This window comes from Vibrio sp. 10N.261.45.E2 (assembly GCF_002875705.1).
Classification (GTDB): domain Bacteria; phylum Pseudomonadota; class Gammaproteobacteria; order Enterobacterales; family Vibrionaceae; genus Vibrio.
In genome coordinates this window covers 1-12,723 of the sequence record NZ_MCZZ01000165.1, presented here as the reverse complement: position 1 = coordinate 12,723, position 12,723 = coordinate 1, and the positions used below count along the sequence as shown (strand labels likewise).

The following is a 12,723-nucleotide window of genomic DNA, read 5'->3' as shown; positions in this document are numbered from 1 at the left end:
TGCTTATCCGAACGGCATTATACCAATAAGGTAGGGCTTTTGCTTACGGCTTAAATAATAACGTTTTCTTAAAACTGCTGTCTTGGCTTATATCCTTTGACAACAGTACTTAAGCTTGTTTTGTAAATACGCATGACAGAGCCTGCGATGATTTACAGATCGACCAAAATCGTTTTAGTGGTAATGCCACCTTGGTCGTCGATTATCTTCAATGTCACTTCGTGCTTTCCGTATGAAGGGAAGATTGACGTGAATGTTCGACCTCGTTTTACCTTTCCGTTTGGAAGTGTCCATTCGGTATCAACAATACGACCATCGCTGTCTGAACTTGTAGACCACATGGTTACCCAACGACCCAAGTGAATGTATTTCGCACTCGCTTCAGGAAGGGCGTTTGGAGATTCAACACTCACAGCTGAGCTAAACGAATCGGTAGCGCCTTTGTCATCGACAACAGTCAAACTAACGGTGTATTCACCGGCTTGTTTGTAAGACCAAGTTGGAGACATTTCGTCGCTTGTTGCACCGTTACCAAAGTCCCATAGGTAGCTAGTAATCTCACCGTCTTGGTCTGAGCTGAAGTTGTTTGCAGAAACGTTCAGGCCAGTCACATTAAGCTCGAAGTTCGCAGTAGGGGCAACGTTGTGTTGGCTTACTTTAGATAAGCGAACCACACCGTATTCGTTGTTGTCACTCTGATTTACGATATCGACCGCTAAGCCAAACTCCGTCAGGATACGTCCTGAATCGGGTGCTTGAGGTGATGTGTAATCTTGGTTATCAGAGAAGCTGGCATTGCCCACCAAACTGGTGTCTTCAAGTACGTCATTATCACTGTTTACAAGTCGCATTGGCGTGTGATCTTTGAGTGAGAACGCAGCATCACGAACTTGGTAGCGAGTTTGAGCAACTTCGCCTGAGTTTTCCCATATCATGGCATTTTGGTCTGCGTCTACAACACCTAACCAGCCTTCACCTGGGTGTTTGCCAACCCAGTTATCGGTAAGTGATTCGTCGACATACCAAATGATCAGACCCGGATCGAATGACATCAATTGACCCATGCGTTTGATGTTCGCTAGGCCTTCATCCACATCCATGTGGCTGCGCCATTGCAGTAGGTAGTAGTGCTGAGCTTGATGGAATCCATTACTCAGCTTGTAGCCATTAAGGGCGAAGGTGGAGTTGCTTTCACCATCGTCTATCTCAGTTACTTCACCATCGACAACCACTGCAAGGTTATCTAGATAGAAACCTTCCATCGCTAAACCACCATCTGTGATGTACTCAAACGACAGTTCAACTTCTTGGCCTGCCCACTGTGAAACATCAAACTCAGCGTCTATCCATCCGCCAGATTCGCCGCCAATAGCAGGAACGAGGCCTGTGTTGTATGGGTCGTCCATTGACGTAATATTGCCTGCGATGGCTTGTCCATTGATTAGCACGCGTGCAAAGTCGTAGTCTTTTTCAATCTCATACCAAGTTTTGAACGAAAGCAGAGCAGAATCACCCGCTGGGATCACTAACTTGCGAGTCATGTTGTTTTTCAGATCATCGCCTTTTTGAGAATGGAATGAATACTCGCCCTCAAAAGGTTTCAGACTTTCAATTTGCTTTTCAGGAAGATCCACTTTAATCATGTTCGGACGGCTGTTATCCGTTGTTTGGAACAGCGTATACACTTGTGGGTTCTCTTCTAGGTCATCAATTGAGATCTGATCATCGTTAATCCAACGGCCGCCAATTGATTTCTGGAGGAAGTGTTTTGCCCAAGAGCTGAAGGCCGTTGGTTGTGTACCACCAATTTGACCTGCCCAGCTGCCCGAAGACATGATCGACCAGTAAGAAACGGGCTCACCTTTGCCTGTATATTGCGTGTCGTATTCGTCAGGTAAGCCTAAATCGTGACCATATTCGTGAGCACAAACACCGGCAGCTGCATCAATCGGTTGAATGGTGTAATCGAACGCCGCGTATTGGCCACCAAAGCGATCTGGAAGCGAGCTAGAGGTGCCTTCAAGTACATGAGTGCGACCTAGATTGAATCGGTGAGACCAAATAGCATCAGGGCCTAACACGCCACCACCGGCTTCTTCGCCTACCGATGCGTGGAATACCATAAGGTGATCGATCACACCATCGGGTTCTCGGAAGTTTCCATCGCCGTCGTAATCGTAACGATCTTCAATGTCGTAATCGGCAAGGTTGATGTTCGGATCCTGAGCTAATTGATTGAGCGCCTCTCGAACCAGTTCTTGCGCGTTTAAGTCGTTGTCGGTGGTAGGGGAGTTGCCACCATAGAATGACGCGGGCTTAGAGGCGCGATACCACCCCGCAGCTTGACCTGCAACGCTGTAACTATCACCTGATTCGCTTTGGTAATATTGGCGCATCGAGATTAGGTTCTCGCCATTGGGGCCTGTGTAGCCAGAATTTGAGAACAGTAACTCTTGATAGTGTTCTGGGTTGTAGCTCTTGTAGAGCATCTGCGTGTGTTCTTCGGTCAGCTTGTTGTCATCCCAGTTCAAATCAGGGAAGTCGACCAATAGAGCGAGCACTTTGTCTGTGCGCTTGGTACCGACTTCTAAAGCAAAGACACTCGCTTTTTTGATGCCAGACCCTTTTTCTATCGCTTTGAGTATTTTCGCGCGTTGCTCAAGTGCTTTTTTGCCGAATTGAGCATCGCCTTTAAAACCAGAATTGATTTTATTTTTCAAGTAACGGTCTAATGCATCGTGCTTTGCCATATCGGTTGCATCTTGGTCGACTAAGCCTTGTCTAACTAGCATTTCAATCAGCTTGTCTTCATTAACAACCCCTAAATCAATAGGTGTCTTTGCATAACTACTGACGCTAAATAGAGTAAGCATTGCTGAAGCCAACAATGTTTTTCTCATCATTTTCATTCTATTTCCTTTTTATATTTCCATGTCGATATCAGTATCAACTTGCCTTATTCGGATCGGTTGCCCGAGTTTGGCCTAATACACTCTTGTGGTGTTTTATTTAACTGACGTGTGTTTGTTGTTTGTTTTTTACTGTGTACCTCTTGTTTATTGGTTATCTCTTTTCTATTTTTTGAATCAAGCGGATTGCTCTTCGCTTTTTTAGCGTTGAGATAAATACGCAAAGCTTCTTGATTTTCCTCATAGGTTAAGCCGGTACAGATAACACCTCGGTTAATCAATGACTTCAGCAATAGTTCATCGTTCTCAATAGTGGAAGCCTGTGACAGTGAGGTAAAAAGTAGAACTATTAAAGTCATTATTTTTCTGTGTGTTTTCTTAAGATTCATAGTTGTATGAGTCTCGTTTATAAGAGGCGCTGTTATAAGGAACATAGTCATAAGAGCCATCAGTTTTGATTATGTAACAAAATATATTTATAAAATTAACCAATCAAACGGATAATTATTACAAGTGATTATTCGTTCCGGTTTCAACATTTAGAGTTAATATAAAATAAGGGGGTTTATTTATTTTATTGTCAGTTATTTAATTGTTTTTGTTGAATGAATAGTTGATAGTTTTGATATCCAATAACATGGATTTGGAAGTGGTTATTATTCGGTAGGACGCTTTATATCAGATGTGAGGCTCTAAATAGCAAGATATTTGTTTGAACATCGGTGTTCGAAATATGCATGTAATAATTGAGTTATTAGTAAATACCCCGAGCTAAAATTATTTTCATTCTAGACTTCAATAATTAGGGCTTCGAGAGTGATTTCAGGGTTTCAAGGAAGTGAAATTTAACAAAAGTAGAGGAGATAAGAGCGCCAAGTGGCAAAGAGAGCCCTTATTTGAGCTCTTTTCTTTTTGTTCGCGCTGGCGATTTACTTATGACTGAGAGACATCGCGATAAAAATAGCGTTCGCAGGTGCGTGGATTAATCCGCTTAATGACATTTGATATTAAAGCAATAACCAGTACTGAGAATACTAATCTTCCCCAAAATATGGTGTAGAAGTCAGCCCCAATGAGCAAGATCAACAACGTATCTTCAATCAAACTGTGGAGCAAGTTGAGCAGCATGATCGCGGTGAACACGTCTCTAGCTGAGATATGCCCTTTCTTTGCTTCATTGATTAATAGACCGCCACCAAACGAAAGGCCCAGTGTGATACCAATGATGGTTAGATTCGTAGCATCTTTGCTAATGCCTAGTAGTCTCAAAAACGGTCGCAATAACATGGCCATGAGCTTCTCTATACCGAGAACCTTTAGCGTTTTAAGTAACAACAATAGGGCGGAGATGACCATGAATATCACTGCAAAGTTTTTCAGCTGTTCGATAGCCCAACCGATATAACTACTATCTGAGGATACTTCTGGCTGCCATAAAACGGTTGCTGGATAGTTGAGTAAGTCCCCGTATTGATAACTGAGGTTAAGCAACCATGCCAACACCAAACTCCCACCGACTCTCACAGACAAGGTAGCCAACCAGCTTACACCCGCTTTTTTCGCGATTGCGCCTTCAATTGGCAGTGAGTGCGCGAGAAGCATCATGCTGCCTAGCACCGAGGCTTGAGCGACAGTGAGAGGAACATCGGAACTAATAAGAATAATCAGCCCTGCATAGATGTTAGTGAGTATGGTCGTTGCCCATACCAAGCCCATCTCTTTTGGTAAGCCAACGCTTTCCATTATTGGGCTCAGCCATTCACTAAGAATTACGATTCCGCCGAGCTCTTCAACAACCTTTATCACGATGATAATTGGAATCATGATTCGGAATAGAGTCGAGGTGACGTCGAAAATCTCCCTAAGGAGCTCTTTAAAAAATTGATAGGTTGATTTCATAGTTACGACCATGGTTCGATTGTTTGGTATGAGAAGATCTTACCGTGATTGTTGTGATTGAGATTTCCAAATGTATCTTTTATGTTGCGCTAAATTTTTTAATTATCGTAGTATTAGAAATTATAATTTAAAAAACTGTAGTTCTAAGAAATTATGGAAATAGACCGTATAGATCGAAGCATTCTGGTAGAGCTTCAAAAGAATAACCGGATTCCTAACCAAACGCTGGCTGAGATTGTTGGATTATCACCGCCTGCTTGCTTGAAGCGAGTGAAGCGCCTAAGAGAAGAGGGCGTAATCGTAGGTGATGTGTCTATCATCAACCCTGAGCTTACTGGCAGTAAGATGACTTTGGTTGTTTCTGTGGAAATGGAGCGTGACCGAGGGGACATCTATCAGATTTTTCGCCATTCTATTTCAAAGGCTGCTGAGGTCACACAGTGCTATCAAATATCAGGCAGCTTTGACTTTATGTTGATTGTGACGGTCAAAGACATCCAAGCTTACGAAGATTTTGTTGAACGAGTGCTGCGCAAAGATCTGAACATTCGTAAATTCCATACCTCCGTCTCGATGAGAACCGTGAAATTTACCACGGCAGTAAACTTAGATGAGTCATGACCGTTAGCTTGAGAAGACAGATGAGGTGATTAGCTTTGTGAGGTGTCGAGCTTATTTTTGTATAAATAGCAGGCATTTACGTAAAGTGTGATGTTCATATTTTGTCATAACTTTAATAATTGTATATATTCCGCACCTAAAATAATAATTAACCTAAGTTAATATAATGACTGTCAGCTCATCTTCTCAATCTCGTGAAACGCTTCTCAGCGAAACCGAACAACTTGTCTCTACCACTGACTTAAGAGGCGTGATTACTTACAGTAATGATGCTTTTTGTCGTATAGCAGAGTACAGCCAACAAGAATTGCTAGGGCAACACCACAATATAGTCAGGCATAACGATATGCCGAAAGCCGCTTTTGCTGATATGTGGGTTAACCTAAAACAAGGTAAAGCGTGGCGTGGCATCGTAAAAAACAAAACCAAGTCCGGTGGATATTATTGGGTCGACGCTTACGTTACCCCCATTTACGAGAGCGGTAAGGTGAGTGGGTATCAGTCTGTTCGTGTTAAGCCTAAGAATGAGTGGATACAAGTTGCCGACAAGGCTTACCAAAGCTTATTGAAGGCTGAAAAATCGGGTCGCCAGTGGTCATTAAAGATCAGTGACAGTGTTCGTTACGCCGTATTGTTGGGTTCTTTGTCTGCGCCTTTGATTTTAAACCTCGTCGAAGTAGGGCAAGTGTCTCAATGGCTTTTGAGCTTACTGCCTGTTTCTGCTCTTGCGCTATTGTTCCGACAAGAGCTCATTGATACTCCTTTGCAGCTGAAAAAGCTGCAGTCTAAATTTGATAGTGTCAGTCGCCTTGTCTATTCAGGCAATAGTCAGTTCTCTGTTGCTGATTTTCACTTGAAACTACTGTCTGCACGAATCCGTACTGTATTAGGTCGTATGACAGACTCTGCTAAGCCACTCCAAGATTTGGCAGACAACCTGAATGCCACGTCATTTGAAGTATCTGAAGCCTTAGACCAGCAAACAAAAGACATTCTTCAAGTACGAGAGGCGACTGAAGAGGTTGAAGTAACCGCAAATGAGGTCTCTTCTCGCACAGAAGAAGCACACCAGATTGTTGATGTGACTTTGCAAACCTGTGCAGGTGCCAAAGAGAGTATTAATCAAACCCATCAAAACTTAGAGAGTCTAGCTTCTCAGGCCGAAAAGGCGACTCAAACGACTTACCAACTGAGTGACCAAGCGCAGAGTGTAAGCAAGATAATGGAAGAGATCGGTGGAATTGCAGAGCAAACTAACTTGTTGGCGCTCAATGCTGCGATTGAAGCGGCTAGAGCAGGCGAACAAGGGCGCGGCTTTGCAGTTGTTGCCGACGAAGTTCGTGCGTTATCAGGTCGCACATCTAACGCTACAGTTCAGATTAAAGAGAGTATCGATACCATGCTAGCGACGATTGAAGGCTGGCAAAAAGATATTCTGGCGAACCGAGAGCAAACGGACGCGTGTGGTGATGTTGCGAAGGTAAGTGCTGAGCGCTTATCGGAAGTCGAAAACCTAATGCAATCAATGAATGAGTTGATGCAGTCTGTTGAAAGTTCCGCCCATAAACAACATGAGCTGTCGAGTGAAGTAAACCTGCATATGCAGTCTATCGCTTCGACCGCAGAGCAAAATTTGGTTGCCACACACTCTGTGAAAGATCACTCCACAGAGCTAAAAGAACAAGTCAATGAGTTCTATCAGCTGGCTAAGCGTTTCGAGGAAAAATAACCACTAAGCTTAACTCTCATTAGCGAGAAGCCTAATAACAGACAAGCGGAACAAGAGTAAGTTAAAGCCTTGCTAAGTCATAAGTTAGCGAGGCTTTTTTACGGATTAAAAGTGTCGGTTTGAAAATCTTTGAAACAAAAATAGAACATCGTTCAATTGCTATTAGGTTAAACTTCTAACATCTCATTTAAATTACCGAGTTTTAAAAATGCGTACCCTGATTGTTACCAGCATCTGCCTAAGTATGATGAGCTTTTCAAGCTTGGCTTCAAAGGGCTCTAACTACCTCTACACGGGGTACCAGAAAACTCGTGTAAGTGATGATGGTTTTCAAGACTATTTTGAAGGTGCCTACAATAATACGGGGAGCAAACAACTTTACGGCGGCTATCTTGGCGGTAACTTTGTAGCGACCGACTCACTGTTTATGGGTTTTGACTCATCGCTGGCAACTCGGTCATCAACCACGCTTTCTAATTTGTCACTTCACTTGGGAGCTTATCATCCATTGAATGATAATCTGGAGTTGTACGCGTTGGGTGGTGTCAGTTGGATGAAACCCAAACGACGTTCATCGTGTCGTAATGATTCGATTATTGCACCCTGCGATAGGGATACGACTAAAAACTATGATCAAGGCTTTATAGGTGAAGTGGGGGCTGTTGTTGCAGTGAATCAGCGATGGTCATTACAACCATTCTATAGCTACACAGACGTCTATCAACACGGCCTAAACAGTTTGGGTATCGTCAGTTCTATTGAGGTGATTTCATGGCTAGCTGTGGATGCAGGTTATGATTATACCTACAGTAAAAACTTGAAACAGAATACGTTGCGTTTGGGAGCTCGATTTATTTTTTAATAGCTTAAATCAGAGAGTGTTACTGTTCTTTCTATCTTCGTTCAATCGTATTTGTGTCTCTGAATGAAACTGCGACAAAAAAGCCCCGCATTATAATGCGGGGCTTTCAATATGCATCAACCTATTCTTGATAAGTCAATTTATTCAAGATTAAGCTAGAAGCTCTTTCGCTGTGTTTACTACGTTTTCAGTAGTGAAACCGAACATCTTGAATAGCTCGCCTGCTGGTGCAGATTCGCCGAATGTTGTCATACCGATGATCTTGCCACCGAAACCAACGTACTTGTACCAGAAGTCAGCGATGCCAGCTTCTACTGCGATACGAGCAGTAACGTCAGATGGAAGTACAGACTCACGGTATTCAGCGTCTTGCTTGTCGAACGCGTCAGTTGCAGGCATAGATACGACGCGTACTTTCTTGCCTTCAGCTGTTAGTTCAGCCGCAGCGCTAACCGCTAGCTCAACTTCAGAACCTGTTGCGATAAGGATAAGCTCTGGCTTGCCTTCACAATCTTTCAGGATGTAACCACCCTTAGCGATGTTAGCTACTTGTGCAGCGTCACGATCTTGTTGTGCAAGGTTTTGACGAGAGAAGATTAGCGATGTTGGGCCATCTTTACGCTCGATTGCCAGTTTCCAAGCCACTGCAGATTCAACTTGGTCACATGGACGCCATGTGCTCATGTTTGGAGTCAAACGTAGAGAAGCGATCTGCTCAACCGGTTGGTGTGTAGGACCATCTTCACCTAGGCCGATAGAATCGTGCGTGTAAACTTGGATGTTCTGAACTTTCATCAGAGCAGCCATACGCATTGCGTTACGAGCGTATTCCATGAACATTAGGAACGTTGCACCGTATGGTACGAAACCACCGTGCAGAGCGATACCGTTCATGATAGCCGTCATACCGAATTCACGTACACCGTAGTGGATGTAGTTACCAGAGAAGTCAGTTGCTTCAAGAGACTTAGAACCCGACCACATAGTTAGGTTAGAAGGCGCAAGGTCAGCGGAGCCGCCCATGAATTCTGGTAGCATAGCACCGAACGCTTCTAGTGCGTTTTGAGATGCTTTACGTGAAGCGATGTTTGCTGGGTTAGCTTGAAGATCAGCAATGATTTGGTTTGCTTTCTCTTCCCACTCAGCAGGTAGGTCACCGTTTACGCGGCGTTTGAATTCAGCTGCCAGCTCAGGGTATGCTGCTTCATAAGCTGCAAGTTTCTCGTTCCACGCTGCTTCCTTAGCTGCGCCTGCTTCTTTCGCATCCCACTCTGAGTAAACTTCCGACGGAATTTCAAAAGGACCGTGCTCCCAACCTAATTCTTTACGTGTTGCTGCAATTTCTTCAGCGCCTAGTGGTGCACCGTGACAGTCGTGGGTACCCGCTTTGTTTGGAGAACCAAAGCCAATCACTGTTTTAGTACAGATTAGAGTAGGGCGAGGATCCGCTTTAGCCGTTTCGATAGCTGCGTTGATAGCGTCAGCATCGTGGCCATCTACTGCTGGGATTACATGCCAGCCGTACGCTTCGAAACGCTTAGGCGTATCGTCAGAGAACCAACCTTCAACTTCACCATCGATAGAGATGCCGTTGTCATCCCAGAAAGCAACCAGCTTACCAAGACCTAGCGTACCCGCTAGAGAACATGCTTCGTGAGAGATACCTTCCATCAGACAGCCATCACCCATGAATGCATAAGTGTAGTGGTCTACGATGTCGTGGCCTTCTTTGTTGAACTGTGCTGCTAGCGCTTTCTCAGCCATAGCCATACCCACAGCGTTAGTGATGCCTTGACCTAGAGGACCAGTCGTTGTTTCGATACCTGGTGCATAGCCGTACTCTGGGTGACCTGGAGTCTTAGAGTGCAGTTGACGGAAGTTTTTCAGGTCTTCAATTGAAAGCTCGTAACCTGCTAGGTGAAGCAGAGAGTAAATCAGCATAGAGCCGTGGCCGTTTGACAGGATAAAACGGTCGCGGTCAGCCCACTCTGGGTTTGCTGGGTTGTGGTTTAGGTGAGAGCGCCAAAGAACTTCAGCGATGTCAGCCATACCCATAGGAGCGCCTGGGTGACCAGAGTTTGCTTGTTGTACGCCGTCCATGCTTAGAGCACGAATAGCGTTAGCTAGATGTTTGCGATTCATAAGAACTTCCGAATAAAAATTAAGAAAAACAAAATTGATAAAAGTAGGGGAACTGAACGTTCCCCTATTTGAATTTGATAAGAGTGATTACAGCTTAGCTGCGATCATGTCTTCTAGTTTGCCTTGGTCAACAGCGAAGTTGCGGATACCTTCAGCTAGCTTCTCAACAGCCATTGCGTCTTGGTTGTGGTCCCATAGGAACTCAGCGTGAGTCATCGCTGCTGGACGCTCTTTAGTGCCGTTAGAGTCGATTAGCTTCTCTACTACTTCGCCTTCTGCTGCTTCTAGGTCTGCTAGAAGTTGTGGAGCGATAGTTAGACGATCACAACCAGCAAGTTCAAGGATCTCGCCGATGTTACGGAAGCTTGCGCCCATAACAACAGTCTTGTAGCCGTGATCTTTGTAGTAGTTGTAGATATCTGAAACAGAGATTACGCCTGGATCTTCTGAAGCTTCGAAATCACGACCTTCTTTCGCTTTGTACCAGTCCATGATGCGACCTACGAAAGGAGAGATTAGGAATACGCCAGCTTCTGCACAAGCGCGAGCTTGAGCGAAAGAGAATAGAAGCGTTAGGTTACAGTTGATGCCTTCTTTCTCTAGGATTTCAGCAGCACGGATGCCTTCCCAAGTAGAAGCCAGTTTGATAAGGATGCGGTCGTTAGTGATACCAGCGTCGTTGTACATTTTGATAAGTTGACGAGCTTTAGCAACGCTGCCTTCCATGTCGTAAGAAAGACGAGCATCTACTTCTGTAGAGATACGGCCTGGTACAACTTTTAGGATTTCTTTACCGATGTTCACGTTAAGCATGTCGCAAGTATCTTGAACTTGCTGTGCTTTGTCATCGCTTTGCGCTTTAGCGTATTCGATAGAAGCATCGATTAGAGGTGCGTACTCAGCAATTTGAGCAGCTTTAAGAATTAGAGATGGGTTAGTTGTTGCATCTTCAGGAGTGTACTTGCTGATAGCTTCGATATCGCCAGTGTCAGCTACAACAGTTGTTAGTTTACGAAGTTGCTCTAATTTATTGCTCATTTTGATCATCCTATGTATCGCATGACACCTCATTAATAAGAGAGGTGTGGGCATTTGCAAGCTAACTAATGAAGTTCTCAATGGTTGTACCAGTGAGCCAAACTTACATTAATTTAAATTTTTCTTCGAACGAACATTTGCACAGAACATTTGATCGCTCGATGAGTAAATGATGTAGCCATATTTATCCTATCTAGCATCAAAGTCAACGGTAAATAGTCCTGTATGGTGACTTCAGTCAAATATATTTCGCTCTAGTAATCATGGGGTATGCAAGCAAACGTTTAACGGGCAGAGTGAGGTGAATTAATCAACAATAAAACCAAGGTAATCACCGCGAACAAATGTTCCTTGTTGTTACATATGTTCACGGTGTAAACTTGTGTATCACTTGCTGATGCATCGAACATTTGTTCTCAAAGTAGGTAAAATAATTGTTAAATATAGGTTGCGTGGTATATGAGTAAGAATATCCAAGATGTTTCCGAAGAAAACACTGATCTCCTCACTGAAGTGGCAGTTGCTTATTATCAGGATGGCGCGACACAAGAAGAGATCTCCAAAAAGTACTCTATCTCTCGTGCAAAGGTTGGTCGAATGCTCAAACAAGCACGCGACGAGGGTATTGTTGAGATCACCGTGAAATACCACCCCGTATTCAGTGCCAAGATAGAACAACGCCTGATCGAGCGCTTTGGTGTGAAACGTGCACTTGTGGCACTAGATCAACCGAATGAAGAGAAGCAGCGACTCCAAGTTGCTGGCTTAGTGTCGAACTATCTAACCAGTACCTTGAAAAACGGCATGGTGGTAACAGTAGGGCAAGGCCGTAACGTATCGTCTGTTGCTCATCATACTGGTGTAATTACGCCTCGTGACTGTAAATTTGTGTGCGGCATTGGCGGTATTCACCCAAGGGGAGGTATGTTTAATGCCGACCATATATGTAGGCAGCTAGCCAAAAAGTACGGTGGATCTTCTGAAACCTTGTACGCGCCCGCTTATGCAGAGAACAAAGCGCAAAAGACGGCTTTCATGGAGAACAGCACCGTTAAGCAAACACTCGACTTGGCGCGAAAGGCCGATGTCGCTTTGGTTGGTATTGGTGACATGAGTGAAAACAGCTATATGGTCGATTTAGGTTGGTTTACTGCAGGAGAAGTGGTTCAGTCTCGCTTACTACAAGGTGTGGTCGGTGACTTTGCGGGTTACGACTTTTTTGATGTACACGGCAAAGCAGCAAACACAGTAATGAGTGACCGTGTGATTGGCTTAGGTTTAGAGGAGTTTCGCCCAATAGCTGAAGTCATTGCTATTGCCGCCGAGAACAGTAAGCCACTCGCTCTGTTAGGTGCATTAAGAACTGGCGTGGTAGACGTGATAGCAACCAGCGTAAGCAATGCTTTGACAGTACTTAACTTGGATGAGCAGATGAAATAGGTGTAAATGAGCTATTTTTATTTTCCTTCCTAATTAAATAAAAATCCTATTTAACTAAACTATCAATTAACCTGTGAGTAGAG

General features: G+C 44.0%; 9 protein-coding genes. 4 read left to right on the top strand and 5 right to left on the bottom strand.

The window, feature by feature from the left end:
* Positions 1 to 152 precede the first annotated feature (152 nt).
* From BCT34_RS22520 to BCT34_RS22510, 3 genes are all read right to left on the bottom strand, one after another.
* Positions 153 to 2,909, bottom strand: a complete 2,757-nt coding sequence (locus BCT34_RS22520) for an immune inhibitor A domain-containing protein (protein WP_076653958.1) — start codon at positions 2,907 to 2,909, stop codon at positions 153 to 155.
* A gap of 47 nt (positions 2,910 to 2,956) precedes the next feature.
* Positions 2,957 to 3,268, bottom strand: a complete 312-nt coding sequence (locus tag BCT34_RS22515) for a hypothetical protein (protein WP_102300548.1) — start codon at positions 3,266 to 3,268, stop codon at positions 2,957 to 2,959.
* Between the two features lie 574 nt (positions 3,269 to 3,842).
* Positions 3,843 to 4,808 (bottom strand): hypothetical protein, encoded by a 966-nt coding sequence (locus tag BCT34_RS22510; protein ID WP_076653957.1) that lies wholly within the window; start codon positions 4,806 to 4,808, stop codon positions 3,843 to 3,845.
* Between the two features lie 153 nt (positions 4,809 to 4,961).
* Here BCT34_RS22510 and BCT34_RS22505 point away from each other — a divergent pair, with 153 nt between their 5' ends.
* From BCT34_RS22505 to BCT34_RS22495, 3 genes are all read left to right on the top strand, one after another.
* On the top strand, positions 4,962 to 5,429 hold the full coding sequence (locus tag BCT34_RS22505) for an Lrp/AsnC family transcriptional regulator (protein ID WP_076653955.1): 468 nt from the start codon (positions 4,962 to 4,964) through the stop codon (positions 5,427 to 5,429).
* A 166-nt stretch (positions 5,430 to 5,595) separates the two neighbouring features.
* The gene (locus tag BCT34_RS22500; RefSeq protein WP_076653953.1) at positions 5,596 to 7,158 is read left to right on the top strand and encodes a PAS domain-containing methyl-accepting chemotaxis protein; all 1,563 of its coding nucleotides are present in this window, start codon (positions 5,596 to 5,598) and stop codon (positions 7,156 to 7,158) included.
* Positions 7,159 to 7,366: 208 nt separating this feature from the next.
* Entirely contained in the window at positions 7,367 to 8,020 is a 654-nt protein-coding gene (locus BCT34_RS22495; protein WP_241902767.1) for an outer membrane beta-barrel protein, read from the top strand.
* A gap of 150 nt (positions 8,021 to 8,170) precedes the next feature.
* Here the strand turns inward: BCT34_RS22495 and tkt are convergent, their stop codons facing one another.
* Both tkt and tal read right to left on the bottom strand, forming a co-directional pair.
* Positions 8,171 to 10,162, bottom strand: coding sequence for a transketolase (tkt, locus tag BCT34_RS22490; RefSeq protein WP_076653951.1), 1,992 nt, complete (start codon positions 10,160 to 10,162; stop codon positions 8,171 to 8,173).
* 87 nt (positions 10,163 to 10,249) lie between these two features.
* On the bottom strand, positions 10,250 to 11,200 hold the full coding sequence (gene tal / locus BCT34_RS22485) for a transaldolase (RefSeq protein WP_046209277.1): 951 nt from the start codon (positions 11,198 to 11,200) through the stop codon (positions 10,250 to 10,252).
* Between the two features lie 459 nt (positions 11,201 to 11,659).
* Here tal and BCT34_RS22480 point away from each other — a divergent pair, with 459 nt between their 5' ends.
* Positions 11,660 to 12,640 carry a sugar-binding transcriptional regulator gene (locus tag BCT34_RS22480; protein ID WP_048659958.1) on the top strand — a complete coding sequence of 327 codons (981 nt, stop codon included), beginning with the start codon at positions 11,660 to 11,662 and terminating at the stop codon, positions 12,638 to 12,640.
* The last annotated feature ends 83 nt before the right edge of the window (positions 12,641 to 12,723 follow it).

Coding starts and splice junctions, on each gene's coding strand:
- BCT34_RS22495 (WP_241902767.1), top strand. CDS start 7,367: ATGCGTACCCTGATTGTTACCAGCATCTGCCTAAGTATGATGAGCTTT.
- BCT34_RS22505 (WP_076653955.1), top strand. CDS start 4,962: ATGGAAATAGACCGTATAGATCGAAGCATTCTGGTAGAGCTTCAAAAG.
- BCT34_RS22480 (WP_048659958.1), top strand. CDS start 11,660: ATGAGTAAGAATATCCAAGATGTTTCCGAAGAAAACACTGATCTCCTC.
- tal (WP_046209277.1), bottom strand. CDS start 11,200: ATGAGCAATAAATTAGAGCAACTTCGTAAACTAACAACTGTTGTAGCT.
- BCT34_RS22500 (WP_076653953.1), top strand. CDS start 5,596: ATGACTGTCAGCTCATCTTCTCAATCTCGTGAAACGCTTCTCAGCGAA.
- tkt (WP_076653951.1), bottom strand. CDS start 10,162: ATGAATCGCAAACATCTAGCTAACGCTATTCGTGCTCTAAGCATGGAC.
- BCT34_RS22510 (WP_076653957.1), bottom strand. CDS start 4,808: ATGAAATCAACCTATCAATTTTTTAAAGAGCTCCTTAGGGAGATTTTC.
- BCT34_RS22520 (WP_076653958.1), bottom strand. CDS start 2,909: ATGAAAATGATGAGAAAAACATTGTTGGCTTCAGCAATGCTTACTCTA.
- BCT34_RS22515 (WP_102300548.1), bottom strand. CDS start 3,268: ATGACTTTAATAGTTCTACTTTTTACCTCACTGTCACAGGCTTCCACT.